The organism is Hydrocoleum sp. CS-953, assembly GCF_002260545.1.
GTDB lineage: Bacteria > Cyanobacteriota > Cyanobacteriia > Cyanobacteriales > Microcoleaceae > Trichodesmium.
This window is the reverse complement of sequence record NZ_LGSU01001483.1, coordinates 1-18,064: the sequence shown is the minus strand read 5'-3', so window position 1 is coordinate 18,064 and position 18,064 is coordinate 1. Positions and strand designations below refer to the sequence as shown.

Annotated in this window: 18 protein-coding genes and 3 pseudogenes; 7 read left to right on the top strand and 14 right to left on the bottom strand. The window is 35.8% G+C overall.

Going from position 1 to position 18,064, the window contains the following annotated elements; genetic code table 11:
• A partial coding sequence (locus AFK68_RS32735; RefSeq protein ID WP_246844605.1) for an OmpA family protein occupies nt 1-875 on the top strand: 875 nt, incomplete at its 5' end.
• A gap of 448 nt (nt 876-1,323) precedes the next feature.
• On the opposite strand, the gene AFK68_RS32730 is transcribed toward AFK68_RS32735, so the two are convergent.
• The 7 genes from AFK68_RS32730 to AFK68_RS32700 all read right to left on the bottom strand — a co-directional run.
• The gene (locus AFK68_RS32730; protein WP_094678405.1) at nt 1,324-2,220 is read right to left on the bottom strand and encodes an Rpn family recombination-promoting nuclease/putative transposase; all 897 of its coding nucleotides are present in this window, start codon (nt 2,218-2,220) and stop codon (nt 1,324-1,326) included.
• A gap of 148 nt (nt 2,221-2,368) precedes the next feature.
• Nucleotides 2,369-2,701, bottom strand: a complete 333-nt coding sequence (locus tag AFK68_RS32725) for a DUF5615 family PIN-like protein (protein WP_094678403.1) — start codon at nt 2,699-2,701, stop codon at nt 2,369-2,371.
• The gene (locus AFK68_RS32720; protein WP_094678401.1) at nt 2,698-2,928 is read right to left on the bottom strand and encodes a DUF433 domain-containing protein; all 231 of its coding nucleotides are present in this window, start codon (nt 2,926-2,928) and stop codon (nt 2,698-2,700) included. Before AFK68_RS32720 ends, AFK68_RS32725 begins: the two co-directional genes overlap by 4 nt.
• 297 nt (nt 2,929-3,225) lie before the next feature.
• A complete protein-coding gene (locus tag AFK68_RS47395) occupies nt 3,226-3,894 on the bottom strand; it encodes a tetratricopeptide repeat protein (protein WP_371357659.1) in 669 nt (222 codons plus the stop codon).
• Nucleotides 3,895-4,154: 260 nt separating this feature from the next.
• On the bottom strand, nt 4,155-4,775 hold a 621-nt coding region (locus AFK68_RS32710; RefSeq protein ID WP_210407744.1), incomplete at its 3' end, for a sulfotransferase domain-containing protein.
• A gap of 71 nt (nt 4,776-4,846) precedes the next feature.
• A complete protein-coding gene (locus AFK68_RS32705; RefSeq protein WP_094678395.1) occupies nt 4,847-5,878 on the bottom strand; it encodes an FkbM family methyltransferase in 1,032 nt (343 codons plus the stop codon).
• Between the two features lie 53 nt (nt 5,879-5,931).
• Nucleotides 5,932-6,087, bottom strand: a 156-nt coding sequence (locus AFK68_RS32700) for a tetratricopeptide repeat protein (RefSeq protein ID WP_143438552.1), incomplete at its 3' end; no start/stop codon positions are given.
• 365 nt (nt 6,088-6,452) lie between these two features.
• Between AFK68_RS32700 and AFK68_RS32695 the strand changes: the two genes are divergently transcribed.
• From AFK68_RS32695 to AFK68_RS47380, 6 genes and pseudogenes are all read left to right on the top strand, one after another.
• Entirely contained in the window at nt 6,453-7,154 is a 702-nt protein-coding gene (locus AFK68_RS32695) for a class I SAM-dependent methyltransferase (protein WP_094678391.1), read from the top strand.
• A gap of 201 nt (nt 7,155-7,355) precedes the next feature.
• Nucleotides 7,356-8,162, top strand: a pseudogene (locus AFK68_RS47390) (tetratricopeptide repeat protein); the annotation flags it as partial.
• 89 nt (nt 8,163-8,251) lie between these two features.
• On the top strand, nt 8,252-8,761 hold the full coding sequence (locus AFK68_RS32685) for a sulfotransferase domain-containing protein (protein ID WP_168186753.1): 510 nt from the start codon (nt 8,252-8,254) through the stop codon (nt 8,759-8,761).
• Nucleotides 8,762-8,824: 63 nt separating this feature from the next.
• Nucleotides 8,825-10,424 (top strand): annotated as a pseudogene (locus AFK68_RS47385) (glycosyltransferase family 2 protein); the annotation flags it as partial.
• Between the two features lies 1 nt (nt 10,425).
• On the top strand, nt 10,426-10,851 hold a 426-nt coding region (locus AFK68_RS40545), incomplete at its 5' end, for a hypothetical protein (RefSeq protein WP_210407743.1).
• A 240-nt stretch (nt 10,852-11,091) separates the two neighbouring features.
• Nucleotides 11,092-11,760 (top strand): annotated as a pseudogene (locus AFK68_RS47380) (FkbM family methyltransferase); the annotation flags it as partial.
• Nucleotides 11,761-11,977: 217 nt separating this feature from the next.
• On the opposite strand, the gene AFK68_RS47375 reads toward AFK68_RS47380, so the two are convergent.
• The 7 genes from AFK68_RS47375 to AFK68_RS32640 form a co-directional block, all read right to left on the bottom strand.
• Entirely contained in the window at nt 11,978-12,286 is a 309-nt protein-coding gene (locus AFK68_RS47375; RefSeq protein ID WP_094678409.1) for a tetratricopeptide repeat protein, read from the bottom strand.
• Between the two features lie 13 nt (nt 12,287-12,299).
• The coding region (locus tag AFK68_RS47370; protein ID WP_371357658.1) for a tetratricopeptide repeat protein at nt 12,300-12,927 on the bottom strand (628 nt) is incomplete at its 3' end.
• Nucleotides 12,928-13,694: 767 nt separating this feature from the next.
• The coding region (locus AFK68_RS47365) for a tetratricopeptide repeat protein (RefSeq protein WP_371357657.1) at nt 13,695-14,731 on the bottom strand (1,037 nt) is incomplete at its 3' end.
• A gap of 23 nt (nt 14,732-14,754) precedes the next feature.
• Nucleotides 14,755-15,211 (bottom strand): tetratricopeptide repeat protein (locus AFK68_RS47360; RefSeq protein ID WP_371357656.1); only part of this gene is annotated, 457 nt, incomplete at its 3' end.
• Nucleotides 15,212-15,260: 49 nt separating this feature from the next.
• The coding region (locus tag AFK68_RS32650) for a tetratricopeptide repeat protein (RefSeq protein ID WP_143438551.1) at nt 15,261-15,463 on the bottom strand (203 nt) is incomplete at its 3' end.
• Between the two features lie 436 nt (nt 15,464-15,899).
• Nucleotides 15,900-16,838, bottom strand: coding sequence for an Rpn family recombination-promoting nuclease/putative transposase (locus tag AFK68_RS32645; protein ID WP_094678373.1), 939 nt, complete (start codon nt 16,836-16,838; stop codon nt 15,900-15,902).
• 302 nt (nt 16,839-17,140) lie between these two features.
• Nucleotides 17,141-17,719: a phycobilisome protein gene (locus tag AFK68_RS32640; RefSeq protein WP_094678371.1), complete on the bottom strand. Its 579-nt coding sequence runs from the start codon at nt 17,717-17,719 to the stop codon at nt 17,141-17,143.
• Between the last annotated feature and the right edge of the window lie 345 nt (nt 17,720-18,064).

Genomic DNA, 18,064 nt, shown 5'->3' with positions numbered 1-18,064 from the left:
AATCTTCTCCCAATCGGATCAACCCTAGGTCTCCGGGAATGGGTCTGTTAATACTATCCTTAATATTTCGATTGTTACTACTGGTAGTAGCTAGTGGTTTTTCCTGGGTGTTGGGAATGGCGATCGCTGTCCAATATCCCTCTACTTCTCAAGAGATACCCATAGCAGAAAAACTACTTCGTGGCACTAAGGGTATAGTCTCTAAAAAAGGGTTGCCCCAATCTTCAAACGCCACCCCTGAATCTACCCCAGAAATTCTGAAGCTCCAAGTTGAACTAACTGAGGCCCAGAGACAGGAATTACAAACAGAACTTGAAGAATTACAAACACAGTTAAATAGTCTTATTGGTCAGACCACAGCTTTAGAAAATCAATTAGGTGTTAGTAGACCTAATCAAAATTTAGAGGCAAGATTAAATTTAATTTCTCAGCAGTTGACTGTACCGCTTTCAACTAATGAACGCAAACAAATAAGTCAATTTACCAAACCTGTTTTTTCAGGAAATCAAATGATGGTGACCCTTCCTATTGATATTTTGTTTGAGTCAGGTAGTAATACAATTCGTTCTGAGGAAAGGATTATTTTAGACAATTTAATTACTGAATTGAAAAATTATAAAGGTGCAACAATTACTGTTTCTGGTCATACTGACAGTCGAGGTAAAGTCAAAGCAAATCGAGAATTATCATTTTTACAAGCTGAAGCAGTAGCAGAATATTTATCAAAAAATCTGGGGCAACAGTATCGTCTGCTGGCTATTGGTTATGGAGAGTCTCGCCCCATAGCAGAAAATGATTCTCAAACTAATCGACAACGTAATCGTCGGATAGAGGTAAAAATTAATCCTAGTCAAAATAGAAAACTAGAGATTTAAACAACTCTTTCATTGTATGTAAGCATTCAGCTATTAGCTGTCAGCTCTCAGCAATAAGTTTCATTGATTAATTAGTGCAATAAGTGTAGGTTGAGTTGTTTGCGTTAGCATTGCGAAGCATGGAACGTTTGCGGAGCATTTCCAACGGAAAAACCCAACCACAACAAAGCTAGTTATCAGCTTTATATTCTAACAAAAATAATAGCTAATAGCTGTTTAGCTGGCGCACAACGCGCGTTAACGCTGCGCGACATGTTTGCGGAGCATTCCCTATACGAAAAAGCGCAGCTCCTCCGCAGGAGACTAGCTGACGGCTGTTTGCGCAGCATTCCGTAGGAAATACTTACTTTTCATTATCAATTATCAGATAGAGGTAAAAATTAATCCTAGTAAAAATAGAAAACTAGAGATTTAAAAAACTCTTTCATTATCAATTATCCATTATCAATTATCCATTATTACCTAGCCAGTTTTCCAAGTCTGCCATTGTTGCTAAATCAAAAATTTCTTCACCTAAAATATCTAATTTTTCCAAAGATAATTCCTCTATCTGAGTTTGAACTTCTGGAGCTATTTCCCCAAACTGGCGACGAATTTGACGTAAGATTTGCTTGACTATACCACTTTCTTCTCCTTCCCTCCTGGCTAAACTAATTTGTCCTTTCTTATCTCTAATCGACTTTTCCTCTTGCTCTAATTCTTCTAATTCTTCATTACTTAAGTTCGCCTTATTCGCTATATTTAACGCTGCTTGTATTTCTGATACTGATTCTAATGATTCTGGTATTACTTCTAAATTTGGAGCCGAGCTAAGAAAATATATCCATTTATCACTTAGAGTTTCTAAGGCTGATAATTCTTTTTTAAATTTGGGTAATTCGACAAACATTAATGTTAATTCATCTTGGTAATTAAACAATTCTGTCTCTTCTTTCAATCCAAACTTAGTAATCATTTTTTCTGTCTTTTCAAATAAAACAAAGTCGGCGATCGTCAAAGCAATAAAAGGTTGCAACATCATATAACCTTGCCCTGCATCTAATTGATTTCCATAAGCTTTGGCTAAGTTATAAATTACTCGTTTTTCAAAATCTTCTACATTCAATACTTGCATTTCAATGATGACGGTACTACCATTATCTAAAACTGCTTTAACATCAAAATAAGTATCTTTCATAGTGTTAGTAACTCCAGGGTTATAGGGGTTAATTATTTTGAGAGATTGAATGATGTTTTGATTGTTATAAACTATGGCATTGAGAAAACTAATCAGGATATTTTGACTATGAATAGAACCAAATATTTTTTTAAAAGCAAAGTCTGTTTTAGGGCTAATAAATTTCATAGTTATATCTTTTGCTGAACTGCTATAATTTATGGTACATTGTTTTCAGCTCTTTATACTCAAAAAGTTATGATTTTGGGGAAAAGTTGAGCAAAAAAAAATGATCCCCTACTCCTGAAAAAAGACTTTTTCAGCAAACCCTAAGTAATCAGAATAACTCTAAACAATCTAACAATGAATTAGAAGATAATTCTTCTATTGCTGTTGCTCCAGAGCGTAAGATTGATTCTACTTTTTCAGTTTTAGCATTCCCGCAACGTAGCCAAATTACTTTTGGTGGGGAACCATACAGACTGCTTTTTTCAGCAAAGTCTGCATCTTGGGTAACAATACAAAAGTTTTTTGCTTTCGCAAATTCCCAAATTTCTGTATCTGTAGCGATAGTCATTCCTTCAAATTGAACGTGACTTGCATCAGGGAAAATATCGGCTAGTCGTTGGACTAACTTTCTGCTCAAATTTTGGTCAAATAGTAATTTCATTCTTTAGTTATTACTGCTACTGAACGCCGTTCTCTATCGGCGGCAAATTCTAGACAAGCTCTAATATCCTCTTCTGTTAATTCGGGAAAATCATCTAAAATTTCTGCAAAAGACATTCCTGTAGCGAGCCATCCTAAAACGTCGTAAACTGTAATTCTCATTCTTCTAATACAAGGTTTACTACCACGTTTGTCTGGTTCGATGGTGATAATTTTTTTATAGCTCATAGTTATAGTTTTAGGGAATTGGGCTAATTTGTTGATCGTAATTTTTTATTATATAGCCTTTTCAAATTGTACTAAATTAATAGAGTTGTTGGGAAATAATTTTTGTAGATTGTGAGTCTGATAATATTATATATTTAGATTGATCTTTTGGTTTTTATGGGTAATGAGGGTATGAGTGCTGGTCAATTGTTGAAGCAGGCTAATAAGTTGAAGAGAGAGGGGAGGTTGGATGAGGCGATCGCCAAAATTGAGGAAGCTACAACACTACTTTAAATATACTTTTTGCTTTATCTGAACTCATTTCACAGCCTCTCGCAACTTGGGATTAGTTATTTGATAACTAGGATTTATTTTAATAGCTTTCTGGTAAAAGCCAACTGCTTCTTCTAGCTGCCCCTTGTCCGCCAAAAGCTCTGCCAAGTTGCCATAAGCCCTAAAATAGTTATAGTTTAATTCAACTGCTTTGCGGAAACAACCAATGGCCTCCACCAACTTGCCTTGTTTGGCCAAAGCTTCACCTAAGCTATTATGACCAATGAAGAAACTAGGTTTGATTTCAACAGCTTTAGAGTAGTTAGCGATCGCTTCATCCAAATTACCTTGCTGCATAAAAGCTTCTGCTAAGTTGTAATAAAAAGAGCCAGAGTTAGAATTTAGCTTGATGGCTTGTTGGTAAGCTGTGATCGCCTCATCCCATTTTTGTAGTCTAGATAAAGTTTCCCCTAAGTTATGATAAGACCAAGCTGAGTTAGGGTTTAGTTTAATTGCTTGGTGGTAGCTAGTAATAGCCTTTTCTAGTTTGCCTAAGCGATAATAGTGTCTAGCTGCCACGAAATGCTTTGGAAATTTATCTAAATTCTCTCGTCTTTTTTCAATCTGCTTTTGTAGTTGCTTTTCAAAAATTTCTCCAGAAAATTCAAAAGGAAAAATAGGCTCAAAGGAAGTTGCTTTTTTATATATTGGCATGGCTTTTTCTTCAATTATCTGGAGTGTCTCAGGAGACAGTTCTTCCTGAGAACTGTTAACCTTGCCTTTTCTAAAAAAATATCCATAACCATGATCTTCCCAGAATCCCATTTGCTCAGGTTTTTCTTCTTTTGATAAACTTTTTAGCTTGTTAAACTCCTGGTTTTTAACAGATTTTTGACAAATTAATTGGCAGTTTTCCCATCCCAAAAGTTCCATCAAATAGTTCAGAACTTTCACAGGGTTATAACTTTTCGGANTTCTTCTTTTGATAAACTTTTTAGCTTGTTAAACTCCTGGTTTTTAACAGATTTTTGACAAATTAATTGGCAGTTTTCCCATCCCAAAAGTTCCATCAAATAGTTCAGAACTTTCACAGGGTTATAACTAAGTTTTTCATAAGATAAAAAAATGATACTTTCATAACTTTTTTCCTTATAATCTATGTAATTTATGACGTGAGAGCACCACTCTTCTAACTGGTTTAAACAAAATTTATCTATTTCTTTTTGATGGTTTACTTTTTTTTCCTCAGTTCTTTGTAAATAATAATAGTATGAACATAAACAGTCAGCCGGTTTTCTGAATAAATAAAAAGCTCGGTTTTTCAGTTCTAATGTTTTTTCAAAATACAGTGGTTCGTGGGTTTTTATTATCCTGAATTTTACGTTTGTATTAATGTGGTTATTCCATTCATCCATACTAACTTTATAAATATCAGGAACTATATTGCCTCCGGTGGTTGTCTGAAAACCTTGCAGTTGTAAAAGAGCATCACTTAGCAACAGTCGCATCCATGTATTACCAGAACGCGGGTAAGAAGCTAGGAAAATGTCTGTTTCTTTTAAGAGTTTTTGATTGGTTAAATATTGATTAGACATATAATTTATTCTTAAAACTTAGTTCAATTGGTAGAAATTAGGAAAGATATTCGACTCTTCACTGGGTTAACCTATTCAGTTATTGGACTTGGATAATTAAATCGTCGATTCCAGTAGATGTTATCTCTTTGAGTAGCTTTAATGTGATAATCAAAGTTGCTTACTAAGTCAAATCCCACAGAGTTCATGTAACTATTAACATCATTTTCCAAGACTATTGATTTATATATTTCTTTAATCATTACCTCCGTTTTAACTATCTTAAACTCTTTTATTTTTTCCCCTAAACCTACGATTACTTCGTAGTCTCCTCCTTGGCAGTCAGTTACCAACACATCATACAAGTTAATGTCTATAACGCCCTCTTCTATTAGTTTGTCTAACCTACGGGCTTTTATTTGAACTACTTCTTCATATTTAAAGTGAGGATCGTTATAATGATGATCGGTAAACTCATACATTGAGGATCTAGCTGTTTGGTTTGCTATGTAAAACTCAAATTCTTTGTTATCTTTTTCGCCTATCAAGCAACATAAACACTTATGTTTGTGAAAGTGTTTAACGTTGTTACATAGTATTTTAAATACCTCCTCTATGGGTTCGATCCACAAGACATTATAAATATCACCATAAATTTCACTCTCTTGTCCCGTATTAGCGCCTACATGAATTATTCCTTTTTCCACATACTGAATAAAATCATACTCATTCTTCATGCTTAAACTTGTCTGTTTATTATTATCAATAATATGCTTAAAGGATTTTTTAAACTGGATATTATCTGGGCTTAATTTTAAAGCGGTTTCTAGGTTGGTAACAGCTCTATCCTTATATCCTAAATAAGTATTAGCTAGACCTAATTTGTAATTAAAATAGGCAGAGTTTGGGTTTAATTCAACTGCTTGGAAAAAAGTTTTGAGCGCCTCTTTATAATCACCAACTGCTGTGAAAATATCACCTAAATTGTGATAATACCAAGAAAAATTAGGATTCTTTTTAATAGCTTCCTGGTAAAGAGCGATCGCCTCCTCCAACTTCCCTTTTCGTTGAAGTTTTCTTGCCATCTGAAAAAAACTATTAGCCTCACAATGAATTTCCGACATTAAGCCAATCTCCTTAAAAAGCCAAATTTACAAAACAAAAAATAGATAATCTNGAAAATATCACCTAAATTGTGATAATACCAAGAAAAATTAGGATTCTTTTTAATAGCTTCCTGGTAAAGAGCGATCGCCTCCTCCAACTTCCCTTTTCGTTGAAGTTTTCTTGCCATCTGAAAAAAACTATTAGCCTCACAATGAATTTCCGACATTAAGCCAATCTCCTTAAAAAGCCAAATTTACAAAACAAAAAATAGATAATCTTTTTTTGCTACTATTGATAATTTTAACAGGCATTATCGTCGCTTTTCTACATCAATTAGAGGGCTATTAGTAAAATTAGCTCCACTCCAGGATTTTCCAGAACCTTCTATAGACTTTCAATATTAGTTTACTTCCCCTTGAGAGTTTTAAGCTGGTTACTTTTTGAAAGAATAAACAGTCTTGAGGGCAAGTCTATAATCTAAAATTAGTAGTCTGAATTGGGCCATACAGGGAAAATTTTAGAATTAGTTTGTCTGTTTTGATATAATAAATCTTTAAAATAAGTCCAAAATAAGGAAATAAAGTAATAAAAATGTTTAGATATGGAAAAAAATCTGAGTTTGGGGACTTAATTCCTCCCAATGCTAGTACAAAAGTATATCAACACCTTTTTTTAGACCAGTATTTGCCATTCTTTGTAGCCCCTGATTCCCGAGTCCTTGAAATTGGTGCCAATCGAAATTTTAAACAGCTACTTGCCTTGAATGTTGCTGAACGTTGGGTTGCAGATCCATATGATGGAAAAGCAGGTCGTGGTAGCACTAAGATGCCAGAATCAGTGGACAAAGTATATATTTCTCGATGCACTGTTGGAATCGACTCCAATGCAATCCCTTCTGATTTTTTTGACCTAGTTTTTAGTTCCTCTGTTCTTGAACACGTTGGTCAGAAAGCTGTTAATTATGATTGTCGATATACTGAAAATCCCCCTTCAGCTCAAGAAATCCCACGTCAAAAATTATGTGACGAAATTTATCGAATTACAAAGCCAGGAGGTATAAACATACACGCAATAGATCATGGTGTCAGAAATATTACATATGTCAAAAACTTTTTGGCATCGGGATTTGAGCTTTTGTTGGAAGACCCTCCTTTCACTATTGATGAAATGATAGCAGATGAGAATGCAATTCGTCAGACAAAGAGTATGGGGCAATCCAAGCCAAGAACTACAGAATTCACATCTACACACTGTTTTAATTCTTGGCTTCAGAAAAGTAACAAATCAAAATAAAAGTATGTCTAAATATACTATTGTGGATTCTGGAAAAGAATTATTAATAACGGGAAAAGCACTTGTAGTAGTGCATTATCTATAGTATGTTTTGATCGAGTTTTATATCATAACTTATGCAAAGACACTATATTATTATAGTGTATGACAAATAGATTGAACTAATACACTATCACAAAATCATAATTTAACGTAACTTTCATGGACAGAATGAATTTGATTCAAAAAGCAAATCAGCTAAAACGCAAGGGCAATTTACATGAGGCAATTGTTGAATACAATCGTGGCACTAAGCTAAATCCTAATTTTTCCTGGTACTATTATGGGTTAGGCGATATTTTTACTTTGCAAGGAGAGTTTGATGAAGCTGTAAAAGCTTACCAAACAGCGATCGCTCTCAACCCTAAATCTGCTTGGTTTTACTACAACCTAGCAGAGGTACTAGCAAAGCAAGGTCAAATCGAAGAAGCTATGGCCAGCTTAACAAAGGCTATTGAAATATTGCCTGACTGTGGTGCTTTTCAGAAAAAATTAACTAGCTATTCCCAAGTTCAACAACAAAAAGGAAATCGTGTAGAGACAAAGCTATCAAAGACTCAGTTAGGTGAAAATAAAGATGCCTCAGTCGATCCAGTTGAACTATTGTTACTAGATCGACATCAACCAGTTAGCGATCGTCAAAGTGTAATTATTTTTACTGTACACAAATGTGCATCTGTCTTTATTAAAGGTATTTTCAGCAAGCTGTCCCAAGAATCTAATGTTACTCATATTGATTGTGAAGCGTATTATTGGTTAAAAGGAAAAAGAGTACCGTTAAATAGCATACAAAAAATTTTTAAACCTTATAGCTATTGCTATAGTGCTTGTAGGTATTTTTACAATGTGCCCAATCTTGAAAAATATAAAATAGTCCTTCATCTCAGAGATCCACGAGACATACTAACTTCAATGTATTTTTCTTGGGCTTATAGCCATGCTGTACCTTCATTAGAAACCCAAAAGCTTNAAAAGGAAAAAGAGTACCGTTAAATAGCATACAAAAAATTTTTAAACCTTATAGCTATTGCTATAGTGCTTGTAGGTATTTTTACAATGTGCCCAATCTTGAAAAATATAAAATAGTCCTTCATCTCAGAGATCCACGAGACATACTAACTTCAATGTATTTTTCTTGGGCTTATAGCCATGCTGTACCTTCATTAGAAACCCAAAAGCTTTCGTTTTTGGAGTTCCGAAAAAAAGTTTCAGAAACAGGCATTGATGATTTTGTAATTAGCTCTACTAAAGAGTTAAAAAATCGGTTTGACTCATACTTTCAACATTTATTAAACAAACCCAATGTTCTCTGGGTTAAATATGAAGATATGGTTTATGATTTTCGGAATTGGATGGAAACAGTTGTAGATTTTTGTGGCTTGGAAACAAACCAAGAAACTGTCAACCAGTTGATTGAAAGTGCAGATTTTAGTGTATCTCAAGAAAATATTTATAATCATAAAAGGCAAGTATTGCCAGGAGATCATCAAAGAAAATTAAATGTTAATACTATCAATTATTTGAACAAAGAATTTGAGGAAGCCCTAGAAATTCTAGATTATAAATAGTCAATAAATCAATTAATCACCTTTTTAATTGAGCGCTAGTAAAAATTAAGATATCAAAACTTAATGAATAACCACGCAGAAGAAACTTTCAACCCAAAGCAATTGTACTCTAGCAAACCTACTTTGATCGTATCTGAACCTTTACCCAAAATATCAATTGTTACACCATCTTTCAATCAAGGTGAATTTCTAGAAGAATGTATAGATTCAATTCTTTCCCAAAACTATCCTAACTTAGAATACATAATAATGGATGGTGGGAGTACAGATCTTTCTATTTTAACTATTAAGAAGTACGAGAAATACTTGACATATTGGCAGAGCAAACCTGATGGCGGTCATTACGTTGCCCTCAATGAAGGATTTAGCAAAACTACTGGCGATATCATGGCTTGGCTTAACTCAGATGATAAATATCATCCCAATGCTTTTTTTAAGGTTGCTGCTGCCTTTAGCAAATACAAATCTGTCGAATGGTTAACAGGTAAGGCAACAGAATGGAATAGAGAAGGAAATTTAGAGAAAATAGATGAAATTACTAGGAACTGGTCAAGAAGTTATTTTTTGCATGAGGTTTATGAAAAACGTCGTTTTCTTCAGCAAGAAAGCACTTTTTGGAAACGTTCCTTGTGGAAAAAAGCAGGTTCAAAATTACGAGATGACCTTGAACTTGCTGCTGATTTTGAACTATGGTTACGCTTTTCTAGGTATTCAAAATGTTTTATTGTTGATGATATTCTCGGAGGATTTCGTTCTTATGACGAGCAAAGATCGAAGCGTATGCATGATAAATACATGAGTGAGGTAGCTGATGTCATCAATCAAGAATTAGAACTGAAAATTAATCCAGTCGAGGATGACATCAATTCCCCTGATTCACATGAACCACATCTAATTGTTTTAGATTCTAATATTTTTTCCATACCAGCAAAACCCAAAGAAGAGCAAGAGGTTGTAATAGCTACCAGTATCGCACCTGGTAATGTTGATAAGCAACAGGCAGCAATTGAAAGCTGGCGTTCTCTTGGTTTTACGGTCGTATCATTAAATAGCATAGAAGAAGTTGAAAAACTAGAACATTTGTATAAAAATGTGCATTTCCATCTTGTTAATCATCATGCTAAAGAAGAAGTAGGAAAACCTTTGGTCTATGTAGATGATGTATTGAATTATCTGAGAAAACAAAAATCAAGGATTTGTGGAATTGTCAATTCAGATATCATTTTTAAAACCGAAGGGAATAATGGTGATTTCACTTCATACCTTCTATCTCAAGCGAAGGATTCATTAATTTATGGTTCAAGAGTTGATATTTATTCTCCAGACCAATTAGATGGTAGTGTTTATGTTTATGGATTTGACTATTTCTTTTTTGAAAAAAATATTTTAGAAGATTTTCCATCCTCTGATTTCTGTTTAGGTTTGCCTTGGTGGGATTATTGGTTTCCCTACATTGCATTTGAGAAAGGCTTTTCTCTTAAATATTTATCACCTACTATTGCCTATCATATTATTCATCCAGCAAATTACAGCGATCTTTTGTGGCACAAAAGGGCAATTCATTTTGCCGAATTTATTGATTCAGAATTCACTAAGAATTTATCGGAGAAAATGAGGACTAACGATCCTGACAAATTTAGTTCTAATCTCATAAACATTAGCCNTTTGAGAAAGGCTTTTCTCTTAAATATTTATCACCTACTATTGCCTATCATATTATTCATCCAGCAAATTACAGCGATCTTTTGTGGCACAAAAGGGCAATTCATTTTGCCGAATTTATTGATTCAGAATTCACTAAGAATTTATCGGAGAAAATGAGGACTAACGATCCTGACAAATTTAGTTCTAATCTCATAAACATTAGCCACCAATTTGTCCGTTTTCTGGAGCAGAACTCAGAGATACACAACTATACAAACCATGTACCTTCATTAAGAAAGTGGCTTCGATATCAAGGAGAACTGATTTATACTGAAAAAGAACACAGGCAGCTTAAACAGGAAGCTGAGAAACATTTTGAGTATAGATACCAAGCTTGGAAGCGGGTAGCAAAGAAACTTGTACTAGAAAATCATAAGGCAACCTAAAACGTCAAGTCCCTGACTTTTTGAAATAACACCAGGATTCAGATTGTACTGGCAATTATGAACAAACTGAAAACTTTTGGTATCCTTATGCCTATGGGATTCGTTTAGGGATGAAATAGAGCTAAAATACCTCAATAAATAGCCTTGCAGGGTTTTCAAGCTCTTGGTTGGATGTCAGTAGCCAGCTTTTCTAAACCGAATTTAGTGTAATTTATATAGTTAAAACACCAGGTTTAAATTATGAGTAGACTGCCAACAAAATTATCATCGTTGCAATACATCAAAGATCATATTGACTTTTATCCAACCATAATTGATATTGGTGTTCAATATGAAACAAAAGAACTAAAAACAGTGTTTGGCGAATCAAAGCACCTATTATTTGAACCTGTTTCTGAGTATTATCCATCTATCAAGTCTAACTATGCAAATATAGATCATCAGATTTTTGAAATTGCCCTTTCAAATTGTAATCAAGATTCGTTTTTATCAACTTACTCATTATTTGGTGAGGGGCAAGTATCCCATAGCTCAATTTCTAATGAAGAATCGTCAAATAGCCGAGTAATTCCCGTTAGAAAGCTAGATAGTATTATTCCTGAAATTGGGACTGAAACTAGCCTGGTTAAACCTTTTATTCTCAAAGTAGATGTTGATGGAGTTGAACTTAAAATTTTAGAAGGTTCTACCGAGACTCTAGAAAAAACATTTTGCGTTATAGTAGAGGCTCCTACCAGTATAAATGATGATTTCTTTGCAGAAAGATTTCTTTTTTTATATAACAATGGATTCGTTCTTTGGGATATAGTTGACTTGTGCTACTATAAAGACAACCTAAGTCAAGTAGACCTAGTTTTCTTAAGCCAATCTTTCAAAAGAAAAATAGACTTTTCTCCCTGGTCAGATGGTNATTTCTTTTTTTATATAACAATGGATTCGTTCTTTGGGATATAGTTGACTTGTGCTACTATAAAGACAACCTAAGTCAAGTAGACCTAGTTTTCTTAAGCCAATCTTTCAAAAGAAAAATAGACTTTTCTCCCTGGTCAGATGGTCAGTTTCAGGGAACTGAGTGGATTACATATCTTCAAGGGTAAACTTCAGCGTTAAATATCATAGTTCGATTCTAATGTGGATTAGGATCGACCTTCACTGCTTCATAATAATAGAGACTAGCTTCATCAATTTTCCCAAGACAAGCTAAAGCATCTCCTAAACTATAATAAGCCCAGAATGAATCAGGTGCTAACTCAATACCTTTCTGAAAATTAACGACTGCTTTATCATAAGAGCCAAGCTCAAAGAAGGTATGACCTAAGTTGATGTAAGTATATGCAGAATCAGGATTCAACTCAATAGCTTTACCGTACGGACCCACTGCTTCTTCGTAATTCGTTACATTAAACAGCGCATCTCCCAGATAGTGATATGACATATAAAAATTGGGNACTCAATACCTTTCTGAAAATTAACGACTGCTTTATCATAAGAGCCAAGCTCAAAGAAGGTATGACCTAAGTTGATGTAAGTATATGCAGAATCAGGATTCAACTCAATAGCTTTACCGTACGGACCCACTGCTTCTTCGTAATTCGTTACATTAAACAGCGCATCTCCCAGATAGTGATATGACATATAAAAATTGGGATTAATCTTGATAGCATTTCGGTATGCAGCAAATGCTTTAACCCATTGTTTCCTCTTGTGGTGTATTTGCCCTAGTAATATGTAATGATGTTCAGAGCAAAAACAAAAATATAGATCGGTTTTAGACAAGGCAGATGCAAATTTATTTTGAACCTGAATTGAATCTGGTTCCAATTGTATTGCCTGATGATAGGCAGCTAAAGCTTGCTCATAAAATTCACTTTCTTCTAGAGCATCCCCTAAAAAAAGCAAAGTTTCGGTTGAATCAGGATTCCTCTCAGCTAACTCACGATAATAAGATACTTTTTCTTCTCTACCTAATAACTTTTTATGTTTGATATTAACCTGAGTTTTTGGAGCTAAATTACTCTGCTCAAAAGACCCAACCTTCTCATAAACCTCCCTCACCGACTCAACCTCAACCACCATTTTCCCAGACCTACCATCAAACTTAATCACATTCGCACCCCACTCCTGCTGCCGATAAAGTTCCTCAAACCTACCCCTTCTCACTTCCAAAGGCACAACCCTCTCAATCTCTGCCCGATAATCCCCAATACGTTCCACAGACAACTGCCCAACACGCCTCCGAAAAGCACTCAAAGGACTCTCATACTGATAATACACCCCATGATATGCCATCTCCCGCCAGAAATTCCAATCACCTGCCAACTCAAAGCCTTTCAACCCATGCTTCGACTTCAACCACAACCCCTTACTAAAAAACGTTCCCTCTTGCTGCAACATTTCCCAATGCTTGCCATCACACAAACCTTCCCGAATAACCGCCGTGGGAGTAGGAGTACCCCGCTGTAAAACCTTCTGTCGTACATCTGTTTTAAACACATATTGAGGTCCGCCTATCCACTCAACCTCTGGATGTTCTCCAACAATACGACAAATAGCAGACAACGCCCCTGGCATCAAAACGTCATCAGCATTAATCCAAGTCATCAACTCTCTAGGCGCAATCTCAAAATTATCAAACCCCTTCATTACTGCATCATACATTCCCTCATCTGGTTCTCTAACCCAAGAAAAATCCACACCCCCACATTGCAAATCAGAACTCCCTGCTGATAATACACCCTCCCAATATTGTAACCGCTCAACAGTCCCATCAGTTGAACCACCATCCTGTACATGATACTGAATCCAGAAATCACCAGACTGACTAATAACACTTTTAATAGTCNAACCCCTTCATTACTGCATCATACATTCCCTCATCTGGTTCTCTAACCCAAGAAAAATCCACACCCCCACATTGCAAATCAGAACTCCCTGCTGATAATACACCCTCCCAATATTGTAACCGCTCAACAGTCCCATCAGTTGAACCACCATCCTGTACATGATACTGAATCCAGAAATCACCAGACTGACTAATAACACTTTTAATAGTCTCATCAATAGTTGCCACAGCATTTAGACAAGGCGTCACTACAAAAAACGTCGTACCCAGTCTCTTTTCATTCCTCAGAGACGAAACCTTCCCAGTTAACCTACCATAAAAATCATTAAGCTTAGTCCCCGTCAAACCTTCCTCACTTTTTCCAGACTTTAACTCCAGAGCTTTTCGATAAGCTGACTCTGCCTCATCCCCATTCCCCAACTCCCTTAAAACATCTCCCAAATGCTGCCAAACCTCAGCAGACTCTGGATACAATTCCCCAGCCTTCCGCAACTCAATCTCCGCCTCCCGCCAACGCTCCAACTGCATCAAAGCATACCCCAACCGATGCCTAACAACAGCAGACTTAGGATTAATCTCCACCACCAACCGATACTCAACAACTGCCTCTCCCCACCTGCCCAACTTACCCAAAGCATACCCCAAATGATGCCTCACCTCGGCTCCAGCAAAACCCAAATTAATCGCCTTCTGATACTCAACAACAGCCTCATCCCATCTTCCTAACTGCTGCAAAGCCTCACCCAAACCAAACAAAACCTCACCAGACTCCCCAGACAAAACCACCGCCTGATGATATAACTCTACCGCCTCACTCCATCGCCCCAACTTACCCAAAGCTTTTGTCCAACCAATACAACAGTTAACCTTACCCGGATTAATTTCCCAACTTTGGCGATAAAATTCTACTGCTTCAGACCATTGCTGTTGCCCAGACTTAGCTTCTGCCAAATAAAAATAAGCTTCCCCCCGTAGGGACGTTCCATGGAACGTCCCTACTTTTTCTCCGTGGGACGTCCCTACCTTTCCATTCAACATCCCTACAACTTGATTAATACAGNGTAGGGACGTTCCATGGAACGTCCCTACTTTTTCTCCGTGGGACGTCCCTACCTTTCCATTCAACATCCCTACAACTTGATTAATACAGTCCACTGCCTCAGACCATTGTCCCAACTTCACCAACCCAGTTCCCAAACCGAGATAAAATTCAGGCACATGTTGTTTTAGAGCGATCGCTCGACGTAAATAATCTACCGCCTCCTGAAACTGGCCTTGCTGACCCAACATTACCCCCAACTTGTAGAGAGACCAGGGGGATTCAGGACTTATGGCCACTGCCTGACGAAAAGCAGTTATAGCCTCATCTATGCGCCCCACCTTCTCCAAAGTCTCCCCTAAATTTTGGTAAGACCAGGCAAACTGAGGATTTGACTCAATGGCCTTTTGATAAGAAGCGATCGCCTCCTCTAATTTCCCCTCTCGTAAAAGTTGATTTCCTGTAGCAAAAGCAGTCATTTTTTTCAGTTATCAGTTATTAGTTATCAGTTTTTTCAGTTAACAGATNGGGGATTCAGGACTTATGGCCACTGCCTGACGAAAAGCAGTTATAGCCTCATCTATGCGCCCCACCTTCTCCAAAGTCTCCCCTAAATTTTGGTAAGACCAGGCAAACTGAGGATTTGACTCAATGGCCTTTTGATAAGAAGCGATCGCCTCCTCTAATTTCCCCTCTCGTAAAAGTTGATTTCCTGTAGCAAAAGCAGTCATTTTTTTCAGTTATCAGTTATTAGTTATCAGCTTTTTCAGTTAACAGTTATTGGTTAACTTATGCCCATAAACCCCCTTTAGAAAGGGGTGAGCTTAAGAATTCTATTAGCAAAGGATTACAGAGGTTTTCATCAGTAGGGACAAATGGCCATTCGCCCCTACAGAGTTTTGGTTATGACGATGTGGTTTATCCATCTGAAAAGCGCTGTAAAATCCTTAGCTGTTTTGAAGGTCTTTTTCAGTTTATAGCAAAATATTACAGCATATTTAATTTGTGACTGGCAAGATTTCTGTGTTAGAGGATGTTTGAAAAGTATGAATTTTGATTTAGATCCCCCCTAGCTCCCTTGAAAAGGGGGGAAATACAAGGTCAAGTCCCCCTTATTAAGGGGGATTTAGGGGGATCGATGAGTTCTCAAACAAACTCTTAGAAATGTTACCTTGATTGTTGATTAGCTAACCAGTTTTCCAAATCTACTATTGTGGCTAAATCAAAAATTTCATCACCTAAAATATCTAATTTTTCCAGAGATAATTGTTCTATTTGATTCTGAAGTTCTGGGGCTATTTCTCCAAACTTGCGACTAATTTGACGTTTAACTAATATCCCTATTCCTTGTTCCCGTCCAATTTCTTTGCCTTCTTCCAATCCAATTTCTCGGCCTTCCATCCTCGCTAGACTAATTTGTCCTTTCTTATCTCTAATTGACTTTTCCTCTTGCTCTAATTCTTCTAATTCTTCATTACTTAAGTTCGCTTTATTCGCTATATTTAACGCTGCTTCTATTTCTGATACTGATTCCAATGATTCTGGTATTACTTCTAAATTTGGAGCCGAGCTAAGAAAATATATCCATTTATCACTTAGAGTTTCTAAGGCTGATAATTCTTTTTTAAATTTGGGTAATTCGACAAACATTAATGTTAATTCATCTTCGTAATTAAACAATTCTGTCTCTTCTTTCAATCCAAACTTAGTAATCATTTTTTCTGTCTTTTCAAATAAAACAAAGTCAGCGATTGTTAAAGCGATAAAAGGTTGCAACATCATATAACCTTGCCCTGAATCTAATTGATTTCCATAAGCTTTGGCTAAGTTATATATTACTCGTTTTTCAAATTCTTCTACATTCAATACTTGCATTTCAATAATGACGGTAGAACCATTATCTAAAAATGCTTTAACATCAAAATAAGTCTCTTTTATAGTGTTAGTAACTCCTGGATTATAAGGGTTAATTATTGTTAGAGATTGAATGATGTTTTGATTGTCATAGACTATGGCATTGAGAAAGCTGATGAGAATATTTTGACTATGAATAGAACCAAATATTTTTTTAAAAGCAAAGTCGGTTTTAGGACTAATAAATTTCATAAATTATAGGGAGTAGGGAGCAGATAAATTAGTCATGACTTATGAGAAAATGAAATTATACACCATCTGTAGTGGCAATTCGCGTTTGCGGAGCATTCCGTAGGAAATTGCTACTACCATATTTTCACGAATTGCCACTACCATATTTGGTGGTTCTGCGTAATTCCTGTTAGTATTATATTTTTCCTAAGCTGGTATAATTTGTTGTAAATTACAGCAATCCTAAATTATTTATGAAAAAAAAACATAGGTATTTAGTCTCCCAACCAAAGGAAAAATAAGATTTAAAAAACCAAACCGATCTAAGAAAATTCTTTTAACTTAGCAACTAAATGGTCAAAATAAGGAGCTAATTCTGTTGGTTTTTCCGAGGCAAATCTTTTCAAACTAGCAGTTTTAATACCTTCTAAACCACACACCATTGCTGATAGTGGCACAAGCAATTCTTGATAAAGTAAATTCATATAATAAAGCCCTTCTTTGCTGGTAAATTCTGTATTATTCCCAGCAATGCCATAAGTAATACAACGTAAAAAATGCCAGAAATCTCGCCAACAAGCTTCGGCTCGGGTTGGTGGATATAATTCTCCTCCTTCTGCGGTAATATTAGGATAAGTTGCTAATACTTTTTCTCTAGCTTCATCAACAATTTCTGCTGCATATTCTCCGAGAAAACTAGCAGCTTCTATAGCAAAAATTGGTACTGCTGAAGATGTTTTTAGTAGTTCTAAATCTCTCTCAGTGAGATAACGACTTTCATCATCAGCAGTTTGAAATAGTTGAATTATTTCTGTTGGTAGAACTTCTGACCAGGTTTTAAAGCTAACTATTCTTGCTTTAGGAATTAATTGTTTAGCTGTTTCGGTTAATTGTGTAGTCATAATCAAAAATTAATAGGTTTTAGGTAAATAATTAATAATTAGGGTTTGCTGAAAAAGTATAAGTGGTAGGAGTAGGAGTCAGGAGTCAGGAGTCAGGAGTCAGGAGAAATGGGTATGGGAGCGAGGAGGTAGGAGGAAGAATTATCCCTTGATTTTTCTGCCTTATGCAACCTAAAATCCTAATTTTTTAAGCTCCCTAGACCGAAAACCTTGCACTTTTTCAAGACCTAAAAATGCTTTTACCTTTATCTGTCAATACTTTATATATTTATTCAGCAAGCCCTAATTAAATCGTTGGGGAGGGAATGGTAGAAGGGGGCGGGTTCATTTCATCAAGTGTTGAGA

Coding starts and splice junctions, on each gene's coding strand:
- AFK68_RS32730 (WP_094678405.1), bottom strand. CDS start 2,220: ATGAAATTTATTAGCCCTAAAACAGACTTTGCTTTTAAAAAAATATTT.
- AFK68_RS32725 (WP_094678403.1), bottom strand. CDS start 2,701: ATGAAATTACTATTTGACCAAAATTTGAGCAGAAAGTTAGTCCAACGA.
- AFK68_RS32720 (WP_094678401.1), bottom strand. CDS start 2,928: ATGAGCTATAAAAAAATTATCACCATCGAACCAGACAAACGTGGTAGT.
- AFK68_RS47395 (WP_371357659.1), bottom strand. CDS start 3,894: ATGCCAATATATAAAAAAGCAACTTCCTTTGAGCCTATTTTTCCTTTT.
- AFK68_RS32705 (WP_094678395.1), bottom strand. CDS start 5,878: ATGTCGGAAATTCATTGTGAGGCTAATAGTTTTTTTCAGATGGCAAGA.
- AFK68_RS32695 (WP_094678391.1), top strand. CDS start 6,453: ATGTTTAGATATGGAAAAAAATCTGAGTTTGGGGACTTAATTCCTCCC.
- AFK68_RS47375 (WP_094678409.1), bottom strand. CDS start 12,286: ATGTCATATCACTATCTGGGAGATGCGCTGTTTAATGTAACGAATTAC.
- AFK68_RS32645 (WP_094678373.1), bottom strand. CDS start 16,838: ATGAAATTTATTAGTCCTAAAACCGACTTTGCTTTTAAAAAAATATTT.
- AFK68_RS32640 (WP_094678371.1), bottom strand. CDS start 17,719: ATGACTACACAATTAACCGAAACAGCTAAACAATTAATTCCTAAAGCA.